The sequence below is a fragment of the Nocardia rhamnosiphila NBRC 108938 genome, from assembly GCF_000720425.1.
In the GTDB taxonomy this organism is placed as follows: Bacteria; Actinomycetota; Actinomycetes; order Mycobacteriales; family Mycobacteriaceae; genus Nocardia; species Nocardia rhamnosiphila.
In genome coordinates this window covers 559,549-585,247 of the sequence record NZ_JOAJ01000002.1, presented here as the reverse complement: position 1 = coordinate 585,247, position 25,699 = coordinate 559,549, and the positions used below count along the sequence as shown (strand labels likewise).

General features: G+C 68.2%; 23 protein-coding genes. 14 read left to right on the top strand and 9 right to left on the bottom strand.

The annotated features are described in order from the left end of the window. The first annotated feature begins 35 nt into the window (after positions 1-35). The 6 genes from IG75_RS0111585 to IG75_RS0111560 all read left to right on the top strand — a co-directional run bounded on the left by IG75_RS0111585 (position 36) and on the right by IG75_RS0111560 (position 5,439). Positions 36-1,382 (top strand): flavin-containing monooxygenase, encoded by a 1,347-nt coding sequence (locus tag IG75_RS0111585; protein WP_030521226.1) that lies wholly within the window; start codon positions 36-38, stop codon positions 1,380-1,382. Further along, positions 1,379-2,026, top strand: coding sequence for a TetR/AcrR family transcriptional regulator (locus IG75_RS0111580; protein ID WP_030521225.1), 648 nt, complete (start codon positions 1,379-1,381; stop codon positions 2,024-2,026). The genes IG75_RS0111585 and IG75_RS0111580 overlap by 4 nt, the downstream gene beginning before the upstream one ends. Then, complete coding sequence (locus IG75_RS0111575; protein ID WP_051714498.1) at positions 2,023-3,030, top strand: alpha/beta hydrolase; 1,008 nt, start codon at positions 2,023-2,025, stop codon at positions 3,028-3,030. Before IG75_RS0111580 ends, IG75_RS0111575 begins: the two co-directional genes overlap by 4 nt. Positions 3,031-3,242: 212 nt before the next feature. Beyond that, the gene (locus IG75_RS0111570) at positions 3,243-3,467 is read left to right on the top strand and encodes a hypothetical protein (protein ID WP_030521223.1); all 225 of its coding nucleotides are present in this window, start codon (positions 3,243-3,245) and stop codon (positions 3,465-3,467) included. Next, complete coding sequence (locus IG75_RS0111565) at positions 3,464-4,762, top strand: hypothetical protein (RefSeq protein WP_030521222.1); 1,299 nt, start codon at positions 3,464-3,466, stop codon at positions 4,760-4,762. Before IG75_RS0111570 ends, IG75_RS0111565 begins: the two co-directional genes overlap by 4 nt. A 176-nt stretch (positions 4,763-4,938) precedes the next feature. After that, on the top strand, positions 4,939-5,439 hold the full coding sequence (locus tag IG75_RS0111560) for a L,D-transpeptidase (RefSeq protein WP_030521221.1): 501 nt from the start codon (positions 4,939-4,941) through the stop codon (positions 5,437-5,439). Between the two features lie 238 nt (positions 5,440-5,677). On the opposite strand, the gene IG75_RS0111555 is transcribed toward IG75_RS0111560, so the two are convergent. Then, complete coding sequence (locus tag IG75_RS0111555; protein WP_051714497.1) at positions 5,678-5,932, bottom strand: hypothetical protein; 255 nt, start codon at positions 5,930-5,932, stop codon at positions 5,678-5,680. Positions 5,933-5,942: 10 nt separating this feature from the next. Further along, positions 5,943-7,673 (bottom strand): sodium:solute symporter family protein, encoded by a 1,731-nt coding sequence (locus IG75_RS0111550; protein WP_036513324.1) that lies wholly within the window; start codon positions 7,671-7,673, stop codon positions 5,943-5,945. 451 nt (positions 7,674-8,124) lie between these two features. Between IG75_RS0111550 and IG75_RS37325 the strand changes: the two genes are divergently transcribed. After that, positions 8,125-10,239 carry a hypothetical protein gene (locus IG75_RS37325; RefSeq protein WP_156058846.1) on the top strand — a complete coding sequence of 705 codons (2,115 nt, stop codon included), beginning with the start codon at positions 8,125-8,127 and terminating at the stop codon, positions 10,237-10,239. 164 nt (positions 10,240-10,403) lie between these two features. After that, on the top strand, positions 10,404-11,159 hold the full coding sequence (locus IG75_RS0111540; RefSeq protein WP_030521217.1) for an SDR family oxidoreductase: 756 nt from the start codon (positions 10,404-10,406) through the stop codon (positions 11,157-11,159). A 21-nt stretch (positions 11,160-11,180) separates the two neighbouring features. Here IG75_RS0111540 and IG75_RS0111535 read toward each other — a convergent pair whose 3' ends face one another. The 7 genes from IG75_RS0111535 to IG75_RS0111505 all read right to left on the bottom strand — a co-directional run bounded on the left by IG75_RS0111535 (position 11,181) and on the right by IG75_RS0111505 (position 19,468). Continuing rightward, positions 11,181-11,630: a MarR family winged helix-turn-helix transcriptional regulator gene (locus IG75_RS0111535; protein ID WP_030521216.1), complete on the bottom strand. Its 450-nt coding sequence runs from the start codon at positions 11,628-11,630 to the stop codon at positions 11,181-11,183. A 12-nt stretch (positions 11,631-11,642) separates the two neighbouring features. Beyond that, the gene (locus IG75_RS0111530) at positions 11,643-12,278 is read right to left on the bottom strand and encodes a type 1 glutamine amidotransferase family protein (protein ID WP_030521215.1); all 636 of its coding nucleotides are present in this window, start codon (positions 12,276-12,278) and stop codon (positions 11,643-11,645) included. Between the two features lie 41 nt (positions 12,279-12,319). Further along, complete coding sequence (locus tag IG75_RS0111525; RefSeq protein ID WP_030521214.1) at positions 12,320-14,725, bottom strand: CaiB/BaiF CoA-transferase family protein; 2,406 nt, start codon at positions 14,723-14,725, stop codon at positions 12,320-12,322. Positions 14,726-14,907: 182 nt separating this feature from the next. Next, a complete protein-coding gene (locus IG75_RS0111520) occupies positions 14,908-15,924 on the bottom strand; it encodes an enoyl-CoA hydratase/isomerase family protein (protein ID WP_081876802.1) in 1,017 nt (338 codons plus the stop codon). Then, entirely contained in the window at positions 15,921-17,045 is a 1,125-nt protein-coding gene (locus IG75_RS0111515; RefSeq protein ID WP_030521212.1) for a M24 family metallopeptidase, read from the bottom strand. The genes IG75_RS0111520 and IG75_RS0111515 overlap by 4 nt, the downstream gene beginning before the upstream one ends. After that, positions 17,035-18,270 carry a M24 family metallopeptidase gene (locus IG75_RS0111510; RefSeq protein WP_030521211.1) on the bottom strand — a complete coding sequence of 412 codons (1,236 nt, stop codon included), beginning with the start codon at positions 18,268-18,270 and terminating at the stop codon, positions 17,035-17,037. Before IG75_RS0111510 ends, IG75_RS0111515 begins: the two co-directional genes overlap by 11 nt. A 28-nt stretch (positions 18,271-18,298) precedes the next feature. Further along, positions 18,299-19,468 (bottom strand): amidohydrolase family protein, encoded by a 1,170-nt coding sequence (locus IG75_RS0111505; RefSeq protein ID WP_030521210.1) that lies wholly within the window; start codon positions 19,466-19,468, stop codon positions 18,299-18,301. 430 nt (positions 19,469-19,898) lie between these two features. Here IG75_RS0111505 and IG75_RS0111500 point away from each other — a divergent pair, with 430 nt between their 5' ends. The 6 genes from IG75_RS0111500 (at position 19,899) to IG75_RS0111470 (ending at position 25,699) form a co-directional block, all read left to right on the top strand. Beyond that, positions 19,899-20,501 carry a TetR/AcrR family transcriptional regulator gene (locus IG75_RS0111500; protein WP_030521209.1) on the top strand — a complete coding sequence of 201 codons (603 nt, stop codon included), beginning with the start codon at positions 19,899-19,901 and terminating at the stop codon, positions 20,499-20,501. Continuing rightward, positions 20,501-21,007 carry a hypothetical protein gene (locus IG75_RS0111495; protein WP_030521208.1) on the top strand — a complete coding sequence of 169 codons (507 nt, stop codon included), beginning with the start codon at positions 20,501-20,503 and terminating at the stop codon, positions 21,005-21,007. Before IG75_RS0111500 ends, IG75_RS0111495 begins: the two co-directional genes overlap by 1 nt. 736 nt (positions 21,008-21,743) lie before the next feature. Then, entirely contained in the window at positions 21,744-22,538 is a 795-nt protein-coding gene (locus IG75_RS0111485) for an MlaE family ABC transporter permease (protein ID WP_030521207.1), read from the top strand. A gap of 13 nt (positions 22,539-22,551) precedes the next feature. Beyond that, a complete protein-coding gene (locus IG75_RS0111480) occupies positions 22,552-23,409 on the top strand; it encodes an MlaE family ABC transporter permease (RefSeq protein ID WP_030521206.1) in 858 nt (285 codons plus the stop codon). Positions 23,410-23,420: 11 nt separating this feature from the next. Continuing rightward, a complete protein-coding gene (locus IG75_RS0111475; protein WP_245713294.1) occupies positions 23,421-24,683 on the top strand; it encodes an MCE family protein in 1,263 nt (420 codons plus the stop codon). Continuing rightward, the gene (locus IG75_RS0111470; protein ID WP_030521204.1) at positions 24,683-25,699 is read left to right on the top strand and encodes an MCE family protein; all 1,017 of its coding nucleotides are present in this window, start codon (positions 24,683-24,685) and stop codon (positions 25,697-25,699) included. Before IG75_RS0111475 ends, IG75_RS0111470 begins: the two co-directional genes overlap by 1 nt.

Here is a 25,699-nt window from a genome sequence, read left to right as displayed (position 1 = left end):
GGCCATTGCGCCGGCGTCGTGCCCGAGGAGGTCGTATGCCCGAACCCACCGTCGCCGTCATCGGAGCGGGTATCAGCGGATTGACCACCGGAAAGATGCTGGGCGACTACGGCATCCCGTACACCTGCTTCGAAGCCTCCGACCGCATCGGCGGGAACTGGGCGTTCGGCAATCCGAACGGACACTCCAGCGCGTACCGCTCGCTGCATATCGACACCTCGAAGTACCAGCTCTCCTTCCGGGACTATCCGATGCCGGAGTCCTACCCCGACTTCCCGCACCACACCCTCATCAAGGAGTACCTGGAGGGCTATGCCGCGGCGTTCGACCTGAAACGCGCCATCGAATTCGGCACCGCCGTCGAGTACGCCCGCCCGGCCGCGGGCGGCGGCTGGGATATCGAGACCGGGGCCGGTGACATCCGCCGGTTCGATCTGCTGGTGGTCGCCAACGGGCACCACTGGGATCCGCGTTTCCCGGACTTCCCCGGCGAGTTCACCGGAGAATCCATCCACTCCCACTCCTATATCGATCCGCGCACCCCGCTGGATCTGTACGGCAAGCGCATCCTGATCGTCGGTATCGGTAACAGTGCCGCCGATATCGCCGTCGAACTGTCCTCGCGCAGTACGGAGAACGAGGTGTGGCTGTCGACCCGGTCGAGCGCGTGGGTGGTGCCCAAGTATTTCGCCGGTACCCCGGCCGACCGCTATTTCCGCACCGTGCCCTATGTGCCGCTGTCCTGGCAGCGCAAGATCACCCAGATCTTCACGCCGCTCGTCTCCGGCGATCCGGTGAAATACGGTCTGCCCGCGCCGAACCACAAATTCTTCGAGGCCCACCCCACCCAATCGGTGGAACTGCCGCTGCGGCTCGGCTCCGGTGATGTGGTCGCCAAACCCGATGTGAGCCGGTTGGACGGTGCCACGGTGCATTTCGAGGACGGGACGGCGAAGGATTTCGACGTCATCATCTACTGCACCGGCTACAACATCACCTTCCCGTTCTTCGACCCGGAATTCCTCAGCGCTCCGGGCAATCGGATCTCCCTGTACAAGCGCATATTCAAACCGGGTATCGACGATCTCGCCTTCGTGGGGTTCGCGCAGCCGTTTCCCACGCTGTTCCCGTTCGTCGAATGCCAGGCGCGGCTGGTGGCCGCATACGCGGCCGGGCACTACCGCCCGCCGCCGGTGGAGACGATGCGCCGGGTCATCGAAACCGATCGGCAGCGGTTCACCGGTCATGTGGTGGACCGGCCCCGGCACACCCAGCAGCTGGACTACTTCGTCTACGAACGGGACCTGCGGCTCACCGAACTACCCGCCGGGCTGCGCCGGGCCCGGGCGCGGGGTCCGGTTCCGCTGGGCCGGGCGGGATGACCACGCGGTCGCGCACCGACCGCCGGGCCCCGCAGCGCGGCGATCGGCGGCGCAGCGCACTGCTGGCGGCCCTGGACGAACTGTTGCGCGATAACGGTGGCCGGCTCGAAACCGTCAATATCGCCGAAATCTCGCGGCGTGCCGGGCTCACCAGATCCGCCTTCTACTTCTATTTCGAGAACAAGGCCGCGGCCGTGGCGGCCGCGCTGGAGGAGACCTACGAGGAAGTCTTCGCGCTCAACGATATTCTCGTCGGCGCGGGAGCACCGGCCCAGCGTATCGAGCGGGCCATCCGTGGACTCGTCGAGTTCTGGGACCGCCACCGCCACCTCTACGGTGCGGTGCTGGCCGTGCGCAGTGCCCCGGGCGTGCGCGAGCTGTGGGAGTCCGACCGCCAGGCCTTCATCCCGTCCATCGCGGCCATGATCGACGCCGAACGCGCCGCCGGTCGCGCCCCGGCCGGCGGTGACGCCACCGCCGTCGCCGATGTGCTGCTCCTGCTCAACGAGCGCCTGCTCGAACGATTGACCTTCGATGTGGAACTGGACCGGGAACGCTACATCGAGTCGGTGGTCACCGTCTGGCTGCGGTCGATCTACGGCACCGGTCCCGCCGCACCCATCACAGCGAGGAACGACTCATGACTCTGCGCGATACCCCGGGCCCGGCCGATACCGCCGGTGCGGCCACCGTGACCTTCCGCTCCGGCGGCACGGACTGCCACGCCTGGCATTTCCCCGCCACGTCCGCCGAGTTCGACGGCCCGTCCGGCCGCCCGGTCGCGGTCATGGCGCACGGTTTCGGCGGGACCAAGGATTCCGGACTCGAACCGTTCGCGCGGGCCTACGCCGCGGCCGGGATCGACGTCCTCGCCTTCGATTTCCGCTATTTCGGCGCGAGTGGGGGCCGGCCGCGCCAGCGGGTGCGGATGTCGGAGCAGCTGGCCGACTACCGGGCCGCGGTGCTGGCCGCCGCGCAACTACCCGGCGTGGACCCGCGCCGAGTGGTGCTGTGGGGCGTGTCGCTGTCCGGCGGTCACGTATTCGCCGCCGGTGCCGCCGCCGGCGCCACACCTGCCGACTCGACCGCCGTCCGGGCCGCCCTCGCGGCGATCGTGTCGGTCACTCCGCTGGTCGACGGCCGGGCGGCGGGAGCACTGGCGGCGCGGGAGAGCGGTGTCGCGGGAGTACTGCGGGGAGCGGCCGGCGGCGCCCGGGCCGGGCTGGCCGCGGCGTTCGGCGGTTCCGGGCTCATCCCGCTCGTCGGCCGGCCCTGGGAGATCGCCGCGCTGACATCGGACGGCTACTACGACTCCTACACCGCCCTCGCCGGACCCACCTGGCGCAACGAAATCGACGCGGGTGTGCTGTGGCAGCTGCCCGGGTATCGGCCCGCGCGGGCGGCCGCCGAGCTGAACCTGCCCGTCCTCGTGCAGATCGCCGATTTCGATCGCGGCGCACCGCCGCACGCCGCGGCACGGGCGGCGTTCGCGGCACGGGCCGAGGTACGCCACTACCCCTGCGACCACTTCGGTATCTGGCCGGGCAATCCGTTCTTCGAGTCCGCCGTGGCCCACCAGCTGCTGTTCCTGCGCCGGCATCTGGCGGCGGCGCCGAACGGGACGCGCCCCCCGGCCGCGAGTCGCTGATACCGGATTCATCGGCCCGCCGGACCGGGAACCGGCCTGCGGTAGCGTCGGCGGCACCCCGGCGGTGTGCCACAGCACAAATTGCAGGCAGATAACACCAGTTGTGAATGCCCTTACGTTCACGACGATTCGGCATATCGTCGGGCGGGTAATACCCGGTGTCGGCGGTGGCTGTCGCGGCTGCCGGCCCCTGATCGATACACAGGAGCAGAATGAGTGCCAAAACCGAACTCGTCCGCGAACTGAACGGACCCACTGCCGCGTCGGAAATGCTCTCCGACTCCGAGATCCAGGATCTGCTCGGATTGTTCCGCAGTGCCCAGCAACAGGAGAAGGACCTGCTCATCGAAGCCGTCAACGGAATGATCCGGTTCTTCCCCCCGCCGTTCCGGACGATCACCCGCCGGATCATGTTCGGGGACAAACTCGAAGGATGAGCGATCTGGTCACCCGCGCGCAGATGATTCTGCTCGCGCGCACGCTACACGTGCCTGTCGAACGTATCGCCTACCTCGAACGACTGGGCGCCGAACATCTGCACGAACTCGAGCAGCGGATGTCGGGCCGGATCTTCGAGTACCACGGTGAGATGTTCAAACGGATCGGGCGCCTGATCCCGATCATTCCCCTCACGGTATCCCTGCCTCTGGTCCAGCGGATCGTGCCGCCCATGATGACCGGCCGCGCGGCCGGAGCGGTCGGCGTCGAATACCCCGATGCGGCCGCCGAGACACTCACCATGCTCAAAACGGAGTATGCCGCGGACTGTACCCCGTATGTGGATCCCAAGGCACTCGGCGAACTGGGCGACATCATGGCTTCCGAGCCGTTGGTCGCCATCGTGAACGAGGTCCTGCGCCGCAAGGACCACATCACCGTCGGGCCGTTTCTCGAATATGCCAAACCGAAATTCGTCGAGGCGGTCGAGCACGGGACGCTCGACGACGAGGGCATCATCTTCTCCGCCGCCTACGCGTACTCCGCGCCCGCGATCAGCAACATACTGCGCCAGTTGCTGGACGGCCGGTCGAGACGGATCCCGCGAATGATGGAGACGGTGCTGGCCGGTTCGCCGGAATTGAAGGAGGCGGCGATCTCGGTGATGTCGCGCGCTTCCCGCGACGTGGTGTCCGAGATCGGGGATATCCTGCTCGCGATCGCCAGTCCGGAGGCGCTGGGCAAACTCGCCGCCCATGTCATCCAGAAGGGCGCGGCGCCGGAACTGATGACCTTCGTTTCGAAACTCGGCCACCCGGCTCTGCAGCGGATGGCGATGAACCCGATCTTCGCCAATACCGCCGCGCTCACCGCGATCGTCGAATCCCTGGTGATCGCGTTCTCTCCCGGGCCGTGGCGGGGTCTGCTGCTGCTGGCCGAACGCAGCCATCCCGATGTGCAGCGCTATATCGTCGGCCTGCTGGTGCGGATGCCGGTGGAGCGGATCGCCGAGCTGCCGGAGATAGCCAACGCCGACGACCTCTGGCCGGAACTGCTCAGGCTGGTGGCCCTCGCCGATCACCCCTCGCAACGCCGGATCGGCGCGATCTGGGCGGGGTTGCCGGCGGAACGGCGAGCCGGGCTGCACCGGCGGATCGCCGAGCTCCGGCTGGACGCGCGACTGGCCGGGATCGTCGAGGAAGTGCCCAACATATCGGTGGAGGAGGTGTTCTACCAGCGTCGGCGACGTGGGCGGCGACGCGGCTCGACCCCCGATAGCTGGAGTGTCGCCTGAGTGGGTGGAGGTTGCCGGACGATCGCCGGACCGCGCCCCATTTCGGCGCGTCTACGGTAATTGTTACCCACAGCCCGGCATATTCGGTTACCTTCGTGTAGGTCTCTGATTTCGCTCGGAATTTGCTATCCCTCGCCGGATGCGGCGGCAAATCGACGAAAAGAGGTCGGCACGAGATGAGCAACGGACAGTTCCTCCATCGGATATGCCGTACGGCTGTACTCGCCGGTATCGCGGCGGCCGCGCTGGCGCCCACAGCGCCCGCGCTGGCCGATCCACTCTGGCCGAACGGGCCGGATGTGCCCGGTGCACCGGCCATCATCCCGACCCAGGCGCCCTGCTCACCGGCGGCCCGGGCCTGCCTGCGGCTGTCCAGCAACGAGGTGTGGTTGATGGACGACGGCGACGTCGTCTACGGGCCGACGCCGATGTCGCACGGTATGCAGGGCTACGAGACCCCACCCGGTGTCTTCCACGTGGCGTTCAAAGAGCTGTACCACTGGAGCACCATGCACAACGCCCCGATGCACTACGCGGTCTTCTTCAACGGCGATATCGCGTTCCACATCGGGCCGGTGGAACACAAATCGCACGGGTGCATCCGGCTGACCGAACCCGGTGCCGTCGCGGTCTACCACTACCTGAACCCCGGTGATGTGGTCGAGGTCGTGCCCTGATCTCCGGCCGATCCGGTCCGGGCCGCGGTGCCCGGACCGGCGACCCGGTACCCGGGTCGTGCGTCCGGTTTCGTACGCTTGCCCCATGTGGATCATCGTGGCTGTCGCCGTCATCAGTTGTGTGCTCATCGCGATCGGCTTCGCACTGGGTCTGCCGGACTGAGCTGCCGCCGGTCCGCGTAACAGCCCGCCCGCTGCACAGCGGACGGGCTCTCTCTGGTGCCCGGCGTTCGCCGGATCAGTCGGTGCCGGGCGCGGTGCTCTCCTCGGCCGATTCCCGACCGGGCCGGTCGACCGCCACCGGGCGCAGTAGCGCCCAGGTCACGAAGGCCGCGGCGACCACCACCAGGGCCAGGCCGGCCCACAGGTTCACATTGATACCGCCGGTCTTGGCCTCCTCGTCGACCGTGTCGTGAACGAGTCCGGTGATCACCAGGATGATGCCGTAGAGGCCGAGCAGGCTGCCCACAATGGTGCGGATATCGAAGAGCACGATGGTTGTCCTATCCGGTGACGATATTGAGGACGATCACGAGCACCAGCGCGATACCCGCCAGCAGGACCGGGCGCTGATACCAGGGCAGGGTGGCGGCCTCGGGGTCCGTGCGCAGTTCGCGCGGTGTCTCCGAGTAGACCAGCCCGACCAGCTCGGCGGCCGGTTTCGGTGCGGTCACCAGCGTCACGGCCACGCTGACCAGGATATCCACCACGAAGGCCGCGCCGGCGGCGACGAAGCTGACGCCCTGGCCGGAGAGCGAGAACACTTCCGTCTCGTTCAGCACGAAGATGGTCACCGCCACCGCGGTACCCGCCACCAGACCGGTCCAACCGGCCGTGGGTGTCATGCGTTTCCAGAACATGCCCAGGATGAAGGTGGCGAACAGGGGCGCGTTGAAGAAACTGAACAGCGTCTGCAGGTAGTCCATGATGTTGCTGAACCCGCCGGCGATGAACGCGGTGAAGATGGCGGCGATGGTGGCGCCCACCGTGGCCAGCCGGCCCACCCGCAGGTAGTAGCCGTCGGATTTGTCCTTGACCACGTACTGCTGCCACAGGTCGATACTGAACACCGTGTTGAACGCCGAGACGTTGGCCGCCATACCGGCCATGAACGCGGCCAGCAGACCGGCCAGACCCACCCCGAGCAGACCGTTGGGCAGGACGTCCTTCATCAGATAGAGCAGCGCCTGGTTGTAGGTGACGTCGCTTTCCACATCCGGGTTCGCGGTGACCGCCGCTTTGTACTGGGCCATCTGCGGAACCAGCACCGCGCTGATCATGCCGGGGATGATGACGATGAGCGGAATGAGGATCTTCGGGTAGGCACCGATGATCGGGGTGCGGCGCGCGGCGGCGATGGAATGGGTGGCCAGGGCGCGCTGCACTTCGACGAAGTTGGTGGTCCAGTACCCGAACGAGAGCACGAATCCGAGACCGAACACGATGCCGAGGATGGACAGGAAATCGTTGGCGAAGCCCGACAGCGCGTTACCCGGCCAGGAGTCCAGCTGTTCGGGGCCGCCGGGGGAAGCCGCCACTTTGTCCTGCAATCCGTCCCAGCCGCCGACCCGGTGCAGCCCGATCAGGGTGAGTGGGAGCAGGGCGGCCACGATGACGAAGAACTGCAGCACCTCGTTGTAGATCGCCGCCGACAACCCACCCAGGGTGATGTAGGAGAGCACGATGATCGCCGCCGCGATCACCGCGACCCACAGCGGCCAGCCCAGTAGGACATTGAGGATGGTGCCGAGCAGATAGAGGTTGACCCCGGCGATGAGGACCTGGGCCACCGCGAAACTGAGCGCGTTCACCAGATGTGCGCCGGTGCCGAAGCGGCGGCGCATGAACTCCGGCACGCTGCGCACCTTGGAGCCGTAGTAGAACGGCATCATCACCACACCCAGGAAGAGCATGGCCGGGACCGCGCCGATCCAGAAGTAGTGGAAAGCGGGGAAACCGTATTCGGCGCCGTTGGCCGACATACCCATGATCTCTACCGCGCCGAGGTTGGCCGAGATGAACGCGAGCCCGGTGACCCAGGCCGGTAGGGACCGTCCGGAGAGGAAGAAGTCCATACTCGACGAGACCCGCTGCCGGGCCAGTAGCCCGATACCGAGGACGAAGACGAAATAGAGGGCGACGATCGCGTAGTCGACGGGCTGGGCGTCGAGCCGCAGTACCTCGCCTTCCGCGAACAATGAAACGACCTCGTGGGATAGCTCGTGCTGCGACATACGTCGTTCTCCTCGAAGCGGTCCCGGACAACCGCGCGCAGCTCGCGTCATCGCTTCTACCGATGGCTGGCCGCACTACCAGACCGGCTCTGGTGCATAAAACGTACCGCGCTGGACGGCCGTCCGGGTGCTGTCCGGCGGAATCGGGCGTGTCCGTGGATACGAATCCCGGTGGCCGGTCTTCGCCCGACTGCGAGCACAGTCGTGCGGGCGCAGGCTCTCGTGCGCCGTCCCAGGTGTTGCTACCATGGACGGCGGCGCATCCAATCGCACTGTGCGCCAGGGAATTTCACATGTCCCTGGCGCCGCTGTGGTGTGCGCGGGTTTCGTGGTCACCGAAGTAGGGGTCGCCGTGATTGTACGCGTGCAGAGCACCGAATTGTCGAGTGTTCAACGTTTTGTCCGGCGACTCATATCCGATTGGGGTCCGGGCGCCGAGCGGATGGGCGGTGTGGCACTACTCGGCTCGCCGCCACCGCGTTCGCGCCGCCGGGCCGCGCCGGATACCGACCTGCTGATCTGGACGCCGTACGCCTGCACTCTGGTGGTACTGGCCGATTTCGGTTCGGTCCAGCACGGGGTGCTCACCACCGGGCCCACCGGGCGCTGGCAGCTCGGTGACGGCGTCGCGGATCTGCGCACCGGGAAGGCCACGCCGAATCCGATACTGCGCGGGCGCAAAGTGCGCAACGAGCTGGCCGCGCTCTTCCGGCGGCACGGCCTGTCCGAACATATCGATGTTCTCGTGGTGCTGATCCCCAAAACCGGTTCCCGGATCAGCTGGACGCCGCCTCCGCCGGAGGACGGTATCGAGACCGTTCTGGTCCGGATCGGGCGATCCGAGGGATTGGCGGAATACTTCGAGCGTGCGGCCGCCGGCCCGGTGCGCTGGCGCGGCGAGGACCTCGTGCGGGCGTTCGAAATCCTGGGTGTGTCACGGTATCTGCCCGATCCGGACGCACTCGACGAGGAGGGGTTCGCTTTCGCGCCCGGCGGCGCCGCCGGAATTCGTGCTGCGTCGGGCGCATCATCGGAGGTGATGACCTGGGGCGAATCGAGCTCTGTCGCGGCGATAGCCGCGGCGTCCGCCCTGCCCCGGGAACAAGGCGTCACCGGAGATTTCGTGACTTCGCCGCGGGCTGCGTCCGCGGAGCGGGATGCCGGCTCCGCCCCGCCGATCCGGGATTCGGGCGCCCCGACCGCACCGACGGTCACGTCGGATCCGCCTCCGGAGCGCGGCGGAACCACCCCTGAAACCGATAAGGGCTCAGCTGGTTCCGGGGAGTCGCCGAGCGGAGACGAGCACCGGCCGGAGAGCGATGTGCCGAGCTCGGCCGGTATGTGGGCCGCGGATATCCCCGCTCGCGGTCGGATCGACTCGAATCAGCGGGTTTCCGGGCCGGAGCACGGTGTCGGGCGCCCGGCCGCGAGGGAATCGGCTGTCCGGGGCGCGGCTACCGGCCGAGGGCGGGACGAAGGTGTTTCCGGTGGTGCGGCGGCCGAACCAGGGCAGCGGCTCGGGGGCTCGGCTCGGGGGACGGGCCCGGAACCGAGGGTGGAGACCGGCTCGCCGGCGGTATCGGTCGAGCGGGGCCCGGCGGCTGTCACAGCCGGGTACGGGAGCACAGCCGCTGAGGCCGCGCCGGAGCCGGCGGTGGCGCGCGGATCTGCCGGTCCGCCGTCGGACCACGAGCCGGACGGTCCCGCTCGTATCGGGTCCCGCTCACTCGGGCACGGCGGCCGGGACTTCGCCGATACGCCGGCCACCCCCGAGTCCGATCACGGCCGCCGGATCGGTGACCGTGTCCCGGCCCGAATACGACAGGGTCTCGCCGGGCTCCGAGAGGTCCCGGCGCGAGCGCGCCGGGCGGCGGCCGGCCCGCGTCCGGCTGCCCGGCCACCGCGAGAGCCCTGGGACGGTCGCGCCTACGGCGAACCGGCGCGCCGCGGGAAGAACTTGCGGTATCCGGCGGCACTGGGGGTGGCCGGGGTGGCGCTCGCGGCCGTGACGGCGACGGTGTTCGCGGCGTCCGGTTTCGCCCGGTTCGATGTGGCCGAATACGGTGCGTTGTGCGCGGGCGGGGAGGGGAATCCGGCCGCGGCACCGTATTCGGCGGCCGGGCCCAGTCCGGTGTATCTCGGCGGGGATCTGCCCGAGTACACCGCGTTCGGGCCCTCCGCGGTATGGCGTCCGATCGATTCCGGCGCGGTGCAACTGGTCGCGTGTGTGGGCCAGGAACGCCGTGGGGAACTCGTCCACACCTGCCAATACCCGCCCGCACCCGGGCAGCCGGTGGGCCGGACGCTCAACCTCTTCACAGCGGTCTATCGCCTCACCGTGTACGAGGCCCGCACCGGTAGCCGGCTGGCGGCGATGGAGATCACCGGTGACGAGTTCGGCACAAACCCTGCTGCCGCGGAACCTGATCCGTGTCGCGCGGCCACCGGCGCGCCCGAGGACGGACTGCCGGGACGCCGGTACAGCCGGCCCTCGCACCAGCAGATCGAACAGGCCCTCACCCCGTTTGTGGCCCCGGCCTCGCAACGGATCCGGGCCGCACGCTGAGTCGGTACCGGCGGCCGTGCTGTGCCCGGCCGCCTGGTGCCACGCGTCGGCTGTCTGCGCCCGAACCGACGGGTGGGCGTCCGTGCAGCCGTTAGGCTCGGGGCACCGCCGGACAACGCCGCACCCGGCACCGGTGCCGGCCCGACCGCAGGAGACGCAGCACAGTGGGCAAAGGTTCGATCCTCATCACCGGCGCGAGTTCGGGCCTGGGCGCCGAAATGGCGCGGCAGTTCGCCGCTGCCGGCTACGACCTGGCCCTGTGCGCTCGGCGCACGGAGCGGCTCGACGAGTTGGCCCGAGAGATCGAGTCGGCGCATCCCGGGGCCCGGGTGCGGGTCGCCGAACTGGATGTCACCGATTTCGATGCGGTGCCGAAGGTTTTCGACGGTTTCGCCGCCGATCTCGGCCGGCTCGACCGGGTGATCGTCAATGCCGGCCTCGGGAAGGGGGTGCCGTTCGGGAAGGGCGGCGACCGCCCCAACCGGCAGACCGTCCAGACCAATTTCCTCGGCGCAATGGCCCAGATGGAGGCGGCCATGAAGATCTTCCGCGCGCAGGGCGGCGGTCATCTCGTGGTGATCTCGTCGATCTCCGCGGTCCGCGGTATGCCCAAGACGATGACCGCCTACGCCGCGAGCAAGGCCGGCGTGGCGGCGTTGGCCGAGGGCATCGCGGCCGAACGGGTTCCGGGCGTGGATGTGTCGATCATCTTCCCGGGCTATATCTCCTCGGAGATGAACGACAAAGCCGCACACCCGCCCACGTTTCTGGTCGATACCCGCACCGGGGTCCGCTCCATGGTGTCGGCCATCGAGAAGCGGCGGTTCAAGGCCTATTGCCCGGCGTGGCCGTGGGTACCGCTGGCCTACGCGATGAAGGTGCTGCCGCTGTCCATCGTGCGCCGGCTCGCCGGCATCTGACGGTCCCGGGCGCGGGCCGGCTCATTCCGGCGGTTCGAGCACTGTCACGGCGGTGGAGAGGTCGGTGAGCGCGGCCACGATCTCGGTCAGGCGTTCGATACCGAGTTCGGCCGTGAGCCGGGCGGCGAACTCGGCGTGCCGCGGCGTGATCCGGGCCACGGCCGCGTGGCCCGCGTCCGTCATCGCGACCAGTTTCGCGCGGCGGTGCGCCGGATTCGGCCGGTATTCCGCGAGACCGCGTTCCACCAGCAGGTCGGCGATCCGCTGCACTCCCTGCCGGGTGACGCCCATCGCCCGGGCGATGCCTGCCACCGGGAGCGGTTCGTGCAGTACGGCGCCCAGCACCTGCCACCAGGCGGCGGTGAGGCCGGCCGGGCCGGCCAGGCTCTCGGCGATCGCGAGGAACTGGCCGTTGAGCCGGAACGAGGTGAGGGCGGCCGAGCTGAACAGCTGCTGTTCGGGATTCTGCACGGTGCCTGGACCTCAGACCGCCGCCTGCCGCGCCTCGTACTCCGCCAGAACCGCATAGCCCGCCGGATCTCCCGCGCTGAACAGGCGGTACCAGCCGTCGAGCACCTCGGGTTCGTAGATCTCCAGGGCGGCCAGCACTTCGCGCGCGAACTCGAAGGGCGCGGTGGAATTCGCCGTGATCACCCCGCGATCGGTGACCGCTGGTTCGTCGACATAGTGGTCACCACCCGCGTACCCGCTGGCGGCCAGGAATGCGGCGACATTGCTGGTGTGCCGGCGGTCGTCGAGCAGGCCCGCCCGCGCGAGACCGAAGGTCGCGCCGCAGATCGCGGCGACCGGGACGCCGGCCGCGGCGAATTCGCGGGCTTTCTGGGCGAAGGGATCCAGTTCGCCGAGTTCCCAGCCGGTGGCGCCCGGCAGGATGAGCATGGCGCTGTCGGCCGGGGTGAGCTCGGCGAGGGCGATATCGGGCACGATCCGCATACCACCCATCGTGGTGACGGGCTCGGTGCTCACGCCGACGGTACGGGTGCGGTAGGCGCCCGGTTCGCGGTGCCAGGCGTCATTGTTGATATGCGCTGTCGCCGCACCCACTTCCCAGTCGGCGAGGGTGTCGAAGACGGCCACGTGCACGATTTTCGATGTCATGACAACATCCTGTCAATACGACATCATATTGTCAATATGGATCAGAATTGTGGCGTACCGCCCACCGCCCCGTCGCGTTCGAGAGCAGCCACCTCCGCCGTGCTGTAGCCGAGTTCGGCCAGTACCGCGTGGTTGTCCTGGCCGAGGAGCGGGGCGTGGGCACGGTGGTAGCGGCCGGGACCGGCGGAATAGCGAGCGGGGACCGTGCTGTGCCGCGCGGTCGGATTCACCGGATGCGCGACGGGTTCGAAGAACTCGCGGTGGCGCAACTGGGGAATCTCCGACTGGCGGTGTGGCTGTAGTACTTCGGCCACCGGTATTCCGGCGTCCCAGAGGCGGGCGACGACCGCACCGGCTTCCTGACCGGCGAACCATTCCGCGAGGTGGTCGTCGATCGCGTCGTGGTGGGCCCGGCGGCCCGCGGCCGTGCGCAGTCCGGGGTCGGTCGCCCAGCCGGGCCGCCCCAGGACGTCCACGAGCGCGGCCCACTGCTCATCGGTGGCGACGGCGAGAGCGATCCAGTTGTCGGGCCGGCCGAATTCGTCGAGTCCGGCGGCCCGATAGAGGTTCTGCGGCGCGGCGTGCGGACCCCGGTTGCCGGCGCGTTCCAGCAGCGCACCGTAGGCGGAGTATTCGATGACCTGCTCGGCGGTGATGTTCAGGGCGGCGTCGACCATGGCCGCCTCCACCAGTACTCCTTCGCCGGTGCGGCGCCGGTGTTCGAGGGCCAGCAGCAGGGCGACGAGGGCGTGTACGCCGGCGTTCGGGTCGCCGAGACTGTAGGGCTCGACCGGGTTCTGGTCCGGGTATCCGGTACGCGCGGTGAGCCCGGAGGCGTCCTCGATCACGTAGGCGAAGGCCGGATTGTCGCGCCAGGGACCGTCGAGACCGAACCCCGGCATCCGGACCATGACGGCATCGGGGCGTAACGCCCGCACGGCGTCCCAGTCGAGACCGATCTGTTCGATCACCCGTGGCGTGTAGTTCTCCACGATCACCTCGCAGGAGGCGACAAGCCTGCGCAGGATCTCGCGGCCCGCCGGTTTTCGGAAATCGACGGTGATCCCGCGCTTTCCGGTGTTGAGGCCGGTGAAGATCCCCGACTTCTCCCACCACCGGTCCTCGTCGATCGGCACCCCGGCGATGAGCCTGGTCCCGTCGGGACGCTGGGCCGATTCGACATGGATCACCTCCGCACCCTGCATCGCCAGGAAATGGGTGCACGATGGGCCTGCCCAGAACGTGGTCATATCGAGTACCCGCAGACCCTCGAACGGCAGCGGTTTCGTGGTGGCGGCGCCGGGCGGGACCACGCGGGTGGGTGATCCGGCGCGGCGGTACCGCTCGGTGTGCTCGCCCAGCCGCGGCGCCGCCGCCGGCGCACGCAACAGCGGCGGCCGGGACCGGAACGGCGGTCCGGGCCGGACGAATCCGCCGCCCGGGTGCACCGTGAAGAAATCGCGGGCGCGGTGCTGATCCAGCTCGGTGACGGTGGCGCCGTCGGCCACGGGACTGTTCGGGATCCGGAACGCCGTGGCCAACTCCTGGATCTCGTCGACCTTGTGCGCCGCGAACCAGGCGGCGATCTCGGCCGCTTTCTCGTTGGTGCGTTCGGTGATGGCGGGAGTCGGGTCCTCCTCGATCCATTCCGGATGCCCGACCATGACACACAGATCGAACCACTGCTGCGCGGTACCGCACCCGACCGCGATCAGACCGTCGGCGGCGGTGGCCACCCCGGGCCGGCTCAGCCGGCGCTGGGTGCGGAACGGGCGGTTCAGCGTCTCGTAGAAGGACACCGGATAGTAGGAGAGCCCGAGGATCTGGGTTTCCAGCATCGACAGGTCGACCAGTTCACCGGTGCCGGTGGCGAGCGCGCGCTGCCGGGCGGTGAGCAGCGCGGCCGCCGCGTGCGCGCCGGCGAACCATTCGCCGACATCGCCGCCGATATGCAGCGGGGCCCGTTCGGGCGCGCCGCGGCCGAGGCCGACGATACCGCCCGACCAGGCCTGCAGCGTGAACTCCGTGGCGGCCCGCCCGGCCCACGGGCCGTCCAGGCCGAACGGCGTGATCGTGGTGACGACGAGATGGGGATGACGGTCGCGCAGTGTGGCGGGAGCGTGCTCGGGGCGGTCGGCGGTGCCGGGCCCGGGGGACCAGACGACCGCGTCGGCGCCGGCGAGCAGCCGGTCGAGCAGATCGCGGTCCGCGGCGCTGCGCGGATCGGCCACCACGCTGTGGGAGTGACCGGCGAGGAAAGCGAAGAGCGCGCCGTCGCCGCCGTCGTCGAGGGCCGCCCCGGAGATCGTCCGGCGGCGCAGCGGATTGCCCTCCGGTGGTTCGACCGCGATCACCCGGGCGCCGGCGTCGGCGAGGAGTTTGGTGCAGTACGCGCCGGCGATCCCGCTCGACAGATCGACCACGACGTAACCCGCCAGCGGTGACATTTCCGGGGGGCCGTATCGGCCCGATGCCCGATTCGCTGTCATGACTCTCTCGATTCCTGTGCCGGGACTGCGGGCGTGGCCAACCCTGGAGACCACGCTGCACCCGCACTGTGGTGCGGGTGCAGCACACCGGCACGCCCGGGCCGGTGCGGTCGATCCCCCGGAAATGCGGACGCGGTCCGCTACTCCTTCTTCCGGCGGCCCGATTTGCTCAGCCGGAATTCCGGCGGGAACCGGCTGTCGTTGTCCTTGACCGAATTGTTCAGGCCACCGTCGAAGGCGTTGTCCAGCATCAGATCGTTGTCGTCGGCGTGGATATGGCCGCCCATGGATTCGAAGAAGCCGCTGAGCAGGCTGCCCATGTACTCACCCTGCTGCTGTTTCATGATCTCGAAGAAGACCTTCTGCATGAACACCGTGTCCGTGGGCCGGTTGCGCGCGCAGGCCAGCGCGTACTTGTCGGTCTCCGCCTCGAGGTCCGCCCGGGGCACGACACTGTTGAGGAAGTTGCACTCGGCCATCTCCGCGGCGGAGAAGGCCCGGCCGGTGAACACCATCTCCTGGAACTTGCGCAGGCCCATGGTCTGCGCCCAGGTCCACATCCGCGGGCCCCAGCCGTAATAGCGGAACGACGGATGCCCGAACAGCGCGTCGTCGGCGGAGATCACCAGATCGGCGTCCGCGGCCTGGTAGAAGTGCCAGCCGTAGCAGTAGCCCTTGACCTCGACAATACTGATCTTCTTGAATTCCTGCAGGCTCCGGCAGCCCGCCTGGGCATTGGCGTACCACTGACTGATGCTGGCGCCGTGCCGGAACGATTCCTTGGGCGGATACCTGACCTCGTCGGGCCCGATCTTGTATTCGCTCAGCCGCGGTCCCTGATCCGGGTCGTTCTGCACCGCCATGAACTCGCCGAGGTCGGCACCGGACCCGAAATCGTCACCCGCGCCGCGGATCACCAGCACCTTGACCTCGTCGTCGATGCTCGCCCGGTGGATCAGGTCGCCGTAGCGGAGGCGGGCGGCCATGGTCGGGGCATTGAGCTGTTCCGGCCGATCGAAGGTGATGGTCGCGATGCGGGTCGCGGGATCCTTCGCGTACCGGATGATCTCCTCGGCGGTCGGCCGCGTGGGCCCTGCGTCCCGGGTGCTCCCGTCGTCGTCGGCGTGGACTCCGTTGCCGGGGGTGCGGGTGGTCATCGCGGCTCCCAGTGCGGGCTCGAGGTCAGGATCTGCGGGCCGTCCGCGCCGATGAGTACGGCGTCGCGGCCGAATACCGCGCCCACTCCCTCGGCCCAGACATAACCGGTCACGGCGAGCACCATGCCGGGTTCGAGGATCTCGGCCTCGGCCGTGCGTCGCAGGGCGGGCGCGACGACCGGCGGGTCGAAACCCATGCCGAGACCGCGGGCCACGGGCAGGGCCGGGAGCGGCTCGCCGGCGGAGAGATAGGCGTCGAGCAGCCCGGCCGCGGGTGCGCCCGGCCGGCAGGCCGCGACGAGCCCGTCCCACAGCCGGCGCCAGCGGCCGTAGAGTTTCGCCGTCGCCGGAGTCACCGGCCCGACCGGCCAGGTGCGCCCGACCTCCCCGATATATCCGTCGGCGAGCACCCCGGAGGAGAAGGCGACCAGATCACCCTCCTGGACCCGCCGGTCCGCGGTGGCCCGCCGCCACGGATGGTCCCGGGCGGTCACCCATGCCGCGTCCTGGGTGGCGGGGGTACTCACCCCGCCCGCGGCGCACGCTTCGAGCAGGACTCCGGCCAGCCCCTGTTCGGTGACCCCGGGCGCGAGTTCGGCCAGTCCGGCGGCGAGTCCCTGTTCGGCGACCCGCAGTCCGGCGCGCAGGGTTTCGATCTCGTCCGCGGTCTTGATCCGCCGGGCCGCCCGGAAGGCCAGTTCACCGTCGACGATCTCGGCGTTCGGGAACGCGGTGGGCAGCAGCTCGGCGAAACCGGGGGAGAGCGCATCGGTCCCGACGCGCCGGGCGTCGGCCGCACCGTCGATATCCCGCAGCACGGCAACGAGATTGCGGGGATCCCACATGGTCTCGTAGAGGTTCTCGTGCGGGATGTCCTCGGGGATCCCCTCGTCCCAGGTGCTGTGCAGATGGACGGCGCCGGTACGCCGCACGAGCAGGGCCACCGGCCCGAACGGCCGGGTGCCCGCCACCCACAGCTGGGGCGCGCCGGAGAGATAGCGGGCATTGGCCTGCCGTCCGGCGATGAGTACATCGAGGTCGTGGGCGTGCATCTGTGCCAGCACGCGCTCGCGGCGTCCCACCCGCAGCGCGCGATCGTCCGGCAGGATCTCAATCGCCATAGGGGGCATAGGTGTAGTCGGTGAGAGGCGCGAAGCCTCCGTCGGTAACCACCACGATCTCCTCACTGCGGTAGCCGCCGGTGCCGTCCTCCCACACCACGGGTTCGAGGACCAGCACCATGCCGGGTCGGAGCACGAAGTTCTCGTCGAATTCGGCGCCGAGATCGGTGCCGATCATCGGCACCTCGGCGGCGCTCACGCCGATTCCGTGCGATATGTAGAAATGGGGGAGCCAGGGGCGATGCCCCCCGGCCGCCGCGGTGGCCGCAGCACCGAGTTCGGCCGCGGTCGCGCCGGGCCGGATCTGCGCGAGTACCGCGTCCAGGATCTCCCGCCATTTCCGGTATTGCGCCTGCTGGCGCGGCGTCGGGTCCCGGCCGACGATCCAGGTGCGGCCGAAATCCGAGCAGTACCCGTTGTAGGTGATGCTGACATCGGTCCACAGCACATCGCCGGCGGCGAGTTCCCGCTCGGTGGTGAGCAGCGGCAACGCGAGATCACCGTGCTTGGTCCAGACACCGTCGGCCTTGGTTTCCGGCATGACCTGCCAGATGGCGTCGAGCATGGTGGCAGTGGCGCCGAGCTCGAACGCGCGCCGCACGAAACCCGCGGACAGGTCGATCTGGCGCTGCCCGGGCGCGAGTCCGGTGTGGATGTCGACGATCGCTTCCTCGGTGATCCGGCAGGCCTTGCGGATACAGGAGAGCTCGTCGGCGGTTTTGATCAGCTTCGCCGGGCCGATGACCGTGGCGGCGTCCACCGGTTTCCCACCCGGGAAGAGGCGGTCGCGCGCCCGCAGCATGGCGCCGGTGTACTCGTCCACCGCGAAGGTGGACCCGGCGGGCACCAGTTCGGCCAGTTTCCGCGCGAAATCCGTGACCCCCTCGTCGAATTCGAGATATACCGGCGGATGCAGATGGTCCTCGGGCAGGTCGGATTCGGCCGCGGCGCCGGCCCGGAAGGGCAGGAACAGATGTGGCCATTCGTCGTGCACCGTGACCACGGCGACCGGTCGCTCGACGTGGGCGAGGCCGGCGTCCCCGAGCGGCCAGTTGGCGCCGGTCGCGTAGACGACATTGTTGTTCAGCAGCAGGATCGCCGCGTCCACTCCGCGTTCGGCCATGGCCGAACGCAGGCGTGCCCCGGTCTCCCGGCGCATCCGGGCGCGATCCGGGAGGTCGGGTATATCGATCGCCGCGCTGGTCGCGGCGGGGAATGCGGTCATCGAAATCGGTCCTTCTCGCCCTCGGCGCCTAGATACCGAGGAATTCCTTGATGTTCCCGCTCACGATGCGCGCGGCGTCCTCGGGACCGACCGCCTCGACGACCGCGGCCAGCGACTGCTCGGAGTAGCCGAAGGTGCTCTCGTTGTGCGGATAGTCCGAGGACCACATCACCCGGTCGACACCGATCTGGTCGACGACGGCCAGACCCAGCGGGTCCACCATGAACGAGGCCCGCATATGGTTCTGCCAGTAGTGGCGGACCTCGTGTTCCACCGGGCGGTTGTACATGTGCCGGTAGGACGCGTTCATATGCTCGGCGTCCTGGAGGGCCGAAGCGACCCAGTTGATCCCGCCCTCGAACCAGCCGATCTGCAGACCCGGGTGCCGGTCGATGATCCCGCTGAAGAGGTACTTGGAGAACAGCTCCCGGAAGGGGGCCACATTGTGCATCATGCCGACCACGACACTGTTCACCTCACACGGAGCGGACAGCGGGGATTCGCCGATATGGTGCGATACCGGTACCCCGGATTCCTCGATGGCGTCCCAGACGCCGATCATCGACGTGCTGCCGTAATCGATGACATTGCCGTCGTCGTCCTTGCCGGCCGACAGCGGCAGCAGGAACGTTGTGAGGCCCAGCGCTTTCAACTCGGTCAGGGTGCGGCGCGCTCCCTCGGCGTCCCACCAGTTGATCAGTCCGACGCCGTACAGCGTGCCGCCGGAGCGCTCCTGCACCTCGGCGATGTACTCGTTGTAGATGCGGAAACAGCGCTCCCGCACCGCCTTGTCGGGATAGAAGAGCAGCGCCAGCAGCGAATTGGGGAAGGCCAATTCCTTGTCGATCCCGTCGGCGCGCAGATCCGCCACCCGGGCCTCGAGGTTACCGCTCCCGGAGCCGTCGAGGGGGTCGTACTGCATCAGCACCCGGCTGAAATCACCCGGCAGGAACGACTTTCCCTTGCGCCCGATCTGGTATGCCCCGTCCTCGTACCACACCCGCGGCGCCTTGTCCCGGAGCTCCTCGGGGAATCGTTCGTAGAAGATGTCGTCCGCGAGGGAGATGTGATTGTCGGCGGAGAAGACCTCGGTGCCGGCGGGGAGTCCGAGTGTGCCCTCGGCATGGCCCCGGCGATCCTTCGGCGGGCCGAAACCCTGCGGCGGGTAGAGCTGGGCACTGCTGGGCGAAGTCGGCATCGTGACCCTCCAATGGATCGTTTGATTCGCGAATCTGCCGTCGGCGGTCGTGGTCCCGGGCTGCCGTTGCCGTCACGGTGTCATGCCGATTCCGTATGGCCGGTCGCCTCGGGTGATCGGTGCTGCGCGCGGCCGGGTCCCGGTGGTCACCCGCCAAGCTGAAAACGACATTATCACATTAGGAGAGTGACGTTCTATCGGTGTGCCTGGATTTGGTTGTTCTTCTGCGGCTAGTGCAGGGAGAATGCTATTTTCATCAGGGGTTCACGCCGGGCCGCGCAACAGGTGCTCTCGGTGGATTCCGAATCGGTCGCGACCGCGATTCGCCTGTGAAGGCCCATTGCCGGGGCAACTTCCTTGTAACCCTTGTCACAGGCCTGAAACCAACCTACTGTGTGTTCACTAGGTTTGTCAGATCGGGGTTCGGGCCATGACAGCTCCTCGTCCTTACGCCTCACTTCTCGCCAAGGGAGAAGACCGCAGGCAACGCATCCTCGCCGTCGCGCAGCGACTGCTCACCCGAAATGGTTGGCGCGGGACCACACTCGCGCAGATCGCCGGAGAGGCCGGAGTGACCTCCGCGGGGTTGTTGCACCACTTCTCCTCGAAAGAGCAACTGCTGCACGCCGTTCTGGATGCCCGCGACGCCCAGGATCTCGAGGACGCCGATATCAGCGGTGACCTCGTGGTCGAGATCCGCAAGGTGGTCACCCGGATGGAACGCCATCCGGAACTGGTCGGCACCTTTGTGGTGCTGCTCGTCGAAAACCTGATGCCCGAGGCGCCGTTGCACGATCGAATGCTCGATCGCTGGCATACGGCTGTCGAACTCGTCGTCCAGGCGATCCGGAGAGGCCAGGACAGCGGCCGGTACCGGCGCGATATCGATCCACGGATGCGTGCCGTGGAAATCGTGGCCTTCTTGAACGGAATGGAGATCTCATGGCTGCTCGATCGTTCGATCCCGCTGGCCGACGTATTCAACGGTTACACCGAGTCGCTGGCCCGCGACTTGGCGGCGAAGGAGATGTGATGAGGTACCGGCTCGATGTGGTGGCGGCGACCGTGGCCGATGCGGTCCAGTTCGCCGGCGGGTGGCTGTTCGATCGATCGGTGGCCGGCTGGGATGTGACCGTCCTGCTCGCGCAACCCTCCGATACCCGGCCGTTGAAGATTCTCGGCGCCGAGGTGCGTGAACTCGACGCGGTGCTGGCGACGGAGGTGCCCGGCCGGCTGCCGCAGGCCCTGGCCGTCAATGCCGATGTCTGTAGCCGGGACGGCCGGGCCCGCAAGGGTGTACTGCGGGCACTCGAGGATCGCGGGATCGAGGTCGTCGTCTGGGGTGACGGCTGGCCGGCCGGTCAGGATCACGGTGTGGACCCGGTGCTGCACCGGCTCAGCTACGCGGCGCGGGCGTTCAAGGCGCAGGCGATGGTGGCGGCCGGGCTGTCGCCCACCGCGGTGACGCCGAGTGAGATCTTCCGCAGCGGTGCCATGGAGTACGCGCCGTTCTGCGCGGACCTGGTGCCCGCGGTCTGAGCTTTCGTCGGCGCATCCCGCGGTGGGTGATCCCGTCGGGGTGCGGTAGTGGCGGGCCGGGTCGGTGCGGTATCGCGCCGACCCGGACAGTGGTGCGGCGGCAGGTGGCCGGTCCCTGGGCCGGACAGGTGGGAGGCGGGGTGGCGCCGCTGTTATTCCGTTCGCGGTTCGGTGCGGGATCGCGTGATCTCTAAAGCGTTTCGTACGCATTCGTGCGAATTCAATCCGGGTCCGAAGTGTCGGGGGATTTTGAAACGTTGAATTTCACAACTCGGGAGTCGCCCGGGGGCTGACGCGCGGGTTTCGCCGACCGTGCGGTGGGGGATCATGCCTGTTCGAGGCGGTTTCGCCGCGGTCGCGCAGCCGTTTGCCCGGTCTGCCTGGGTATTCCGGGCAACTTGCCGACAAGTATTGAATTCTCCCAATTCGGATGCCATCCTATTGGAAATTGAGAATGACATTTCCGTACCGAGATATGCGACAGCATGCCGACTGAGACGGCCGCAGCCATCGGATCCTGATCCGTAGCCGTCCCCCGGGTACCGCTCGTCGCGCCGCGGCTCGTCCGGAGCCGCCCCGTCCCGGTGGGGGTACGCCGTCCGGAACACCCACCGAGCCGTCGATCGTTCGACAGGAGCACTTCGATGCCGAATTCCTCGTTGCCCGGGTGGATCCCGGGCCCGCCGGGGGACCGCCCGAACGACCCGGCTTCGACTCGCGGCACCGCGAGGCTCGGATGACCACCCGCACCCCGGTCTGGATCCGGGCCAAGGATCGCGTCGCCGGACCTCTCCAGACTGTGGGCGGGCTGTTCGCCATGACCGCCGACGCCGTGAAATTCGCCTTCCGCCGCCCTTTCCAGACCCGCGAGTTCCTCGAACAGGCGTGGTTCATCGTGCGGGTCTCGCTGGTGCCCACGCTCCTGGTCGCGATTCCGTTCACCGTGCTGGTCAGCTTCACGCTCAATATCCTGCTGCGCGAACTCGGCGCCGCCGACCTCTCCGGGGCGGGCGCGGCCTTCGGCGCGGTGACCCAGGTGGGCCCGATGGTGACGGTGCTGATCGTGGCCGGGTCCGGGGCCACCGCCATGTGCGCCGACCTGGGCTCCCGGACCATCCGGGAGGAGATAGCGGCCATGGAGGTGCTCGGGATCGACCCGGTCCAGCGTCTGGTCACCCCGCGCATGCTGGCCTCCGGCCTGGTCGCACTCCTGCTGAACAACCTGGTCTGCATTATCGGGGTGCTCGGCGGATACGTCTTCTCGGTCTATGTACAGGACGTGAACCCGGGCGCTTTCGTCGCCGGTATCACGCTGCTCACCGGTATCAACGAGGTCATCATCTCGTCGGTGAAAGCCCTGCTGTTCGGGCTGGTCGCCGGGATCGTCGCCTGCTATCGCGGGCTGATCGTCACCGGTGGCGCCAAAGCGGTCGGCAATGCGGTCAACGAGACCGTTGTCTACGCGTTCATGTCGCTGTTCGTCATCAATGTGATGGTGACGGCGATCGGCATCCAGTTGACGACCGGATGAGAGGAGGTATCCGATGACAGCCTCCGAGGTCCTGACGGCTCGGTATCCGGTCTTGATCCGCCGCCTGCGCAAACCGGTGGACATCCTGGGCCGGGTCGGTGACCATGCCATCTTCTATGTGAAGGCCTTGGCGTCCGCGCCACTGGCGGCCTGGCGGTACAAGCGCGAAACCATCCGGCTGATCGCCGAGATCAGTATGGGCGCGGGCACGCTGGCCGCCTTCGGCGGCACGGTGGTGATCGTCAGTTTCCTGACCCTCGCCACCGGCGGCACCCTCGCGGTACAGGGGTACAGCTCCCTCGGCGATATCGGAATCGAGGCGCTCACGGGCTTTTTGTCCGCGTTCATCAATGTCCGGATCTCGGCGCCGGTGGTGGCCGGTATCGGGTTGGCGGCGACCTTCGGCGCAGGCGTGACGGCGCAGCTGGGCGCCATGCGTATCAACGAGGAGATCGACGCCCTGGAATCCATTGCCATCGAGCCGATCTCGTACCTGGTCGGCACCCGGATCATGGCCGGGATGATCGCCATCACCCCGCTGTACGCGATCGCGGTGATCGCCTCGTTCCTGGCCAGCCGGTTCACCACTGTGGTGATCCTCGGACAGTCCTCCGGACTCTACGACCACTATTTCGCCACCTTCCTCAACCCGATCGACCTGATCTGGTCGTTCCTGCAGGCGATCCTCATGGCGATCACGATCCTGCTGATCCACACCTACTTCGGCTTCTTCGCCGCCGGCGGTCCGTCCGGTGTCGGGACCGCGGTCGGCAACGCGGTGCGCACCTCGCTCATCGCGGTCGTATCGGTGACGCTGCTGGTCTCGCTGGCCGTGTACGGGTCCAACGGAAACTTCGAGCTGTCGGGGTAGGGATGGCGCTGGTGGCAAAGGAAAATCAGTCCTGGCCGGATCGGCCGGCGGTGGGGCCGCACCCGTCGGCTCCCGCCGCCGGGCGACGCTGGCGGGATCGGCTCCGGCCGCTGTCCGCGGCGGGCCGGCCCGCCGCGGGTCTGCTGGCGGTCGCCGCGGGAACGGCCGTCGTGGTCCTCGCGGTCGCCCTCTTCCAGGGTGCGTTCGCCGATACCGTCGGCGTAACGGTGCGGTCGCCACGGGCCGGTCTGGTGATGTACCCGGACGCCGAGGTCAAACTGCGCGGAGTGACCGTCGGCGCGGTGCAGTCGATCGCCGAACGCCCGGACGGCACCGCCGAGATCGAACTGGCCATCGACCGCGGCCAACTCGACCGCATTCCCGCCGATGTCACCGTGGATATCGCCTCTACCACCGTGTTCGGCGCCAAGTACATCCAGCTGGTACCGCCCGACCAGCCCTCGGACCGTCATCTCGAACCCGGCCAGGTGTTCGCCGCCGACAGTGTGACGGTCGAGATCAATACGGTGTTCCAGCAGCTCACCGAGGTGCTCGGCGAGATCCAGCCGGAGAAACTCAACGAGACGCTCGGCGCGCTGGCCAATGCGATGCGCGGGCGCGGTGACCGGGTGGGCCAGATGATGGTCGATCTGGAGGCGTTCCTGGCGAAACTCGAGCCCGGATTGCCCGCACTGCGCGCCGATCTCGCGATGGCGCCGCAGGTCGCCGGAGTGTACGCGGATTCGGCGCCCGCCCTCATGCAGACCGTCGGCAACGCCACCGCGCTCAGCGATACCGTGGTGGCCGAACAACAGCAGCTCGACGTCCTGCTCATGAGTCTCATCGGTCTGGCCGATACCGGGAACCGGGTGATCGGCGACAACGGACCGGCGCTGGCGAGCGCCCTCGACGTCCTGGTCCCGACCACCGACCTCACCAACCGCTACCGGCAGGCCCTGACCTGCGCGCTGGACGGCCTCGGCTATCTGGCGTCCGTGGATCCGGTGAAGGTGCCCGGTATCGGCCTGTCGGCGAACTTCCTCTGGGGCGTGGAGCCCTACCGCTATCCGGATCATCTGCCGAAGGTCGCGGCCTCGGGCGGGCCGCAGTGTTCGATGCTGCCGGTCGGCTACGAGGATTTCCCGCCGTACGTGGTCACCGATATCGGCGCCAATCCGCACGCCGGGCCGTTCCGGTCCGGGCTGACCCTGAACACCGAATCGCTGGCGCGGGCGCTGTTCGGTCCGGCTGCCGCCGGGAAGGGAGCCCCGTGATGAGCAATCGGAACACCCCGCTGGTGAAATTCGGCATCTTCGCCGCGGTGATGGTGGTGCTCTCCGCCTGCCTGATCATCGTGTTCGGGGAGTACCGCAGCGGATCCACCACCGAGTACTCGGCGATGTTCGCCGATTCGTCGGGCCTGCGCGACGGCGACACCGTGCGGGTCTCGGGTGTGGTCGTGGGCTCGGTGCGCGGTGTCACGCTGGAGCGGGACCACCGGGTGCGGGTGGATTTCGACGCCGACCGCGCGCTGCCGCTGACCACCGGCACGCAGGTGGCCGTGCGCTACCTCAACCTCGTCGGCGACCGCTATCTCGAACTCACCGACAAACCCGGCAACGCCCTGCCCGCCGGTGGGCAGCTGCCGGTGCAGAACACTGTCGGGGCCCTCGATCTGGACCTGCTGCTCGGCGGGCTGAAACCGGTGATCCAGGGACTCAACGCCCGGGATGTGAACGCGCTGACCTGGTCGCTACTCGAAATCGTGCAGGGCAAGGAGGGCACCGTGAACTCCATCCTCGGCCGGACCGCGTCGTTCTCCGCGGCGCTCGCCGACAACAACGAGGTCATCGAGCAGTTGATCGACAATCTCCACACCGTGATGACCACGCTGTCCGCGGAGGGCGGCCGGTTCACGAATCTGGTGGACCGGCTCGAACAGCTCATCACCCAACTGAGCAACGACCGCGACCCCATTGCCGCGGCGATCGACTCGCTGGAGGCGGGCACCGCCACCGTCGCCGATCTGCTCACCCAGGGCCGGTCGCCGCTGGCCGGGGCGATCGCGCAGGTCAACCAGCTCGCCGCGAATATCGACGGCGACAGCCAGACCCTCGACACCGCACTGCAGAAGGCGCCGGAGAACTTCCGCAAACTCGTGCGCACCGGGGCATACGGCAACTTCATCCAGTACTACCTGTGCGATTTGACGCTACGGGTCAACGATCTGTCCGGGCAGGTCGTGGAGATCCCGGCCGCCGTACAGACCGACGGAAGGTGCGCTCCCTGA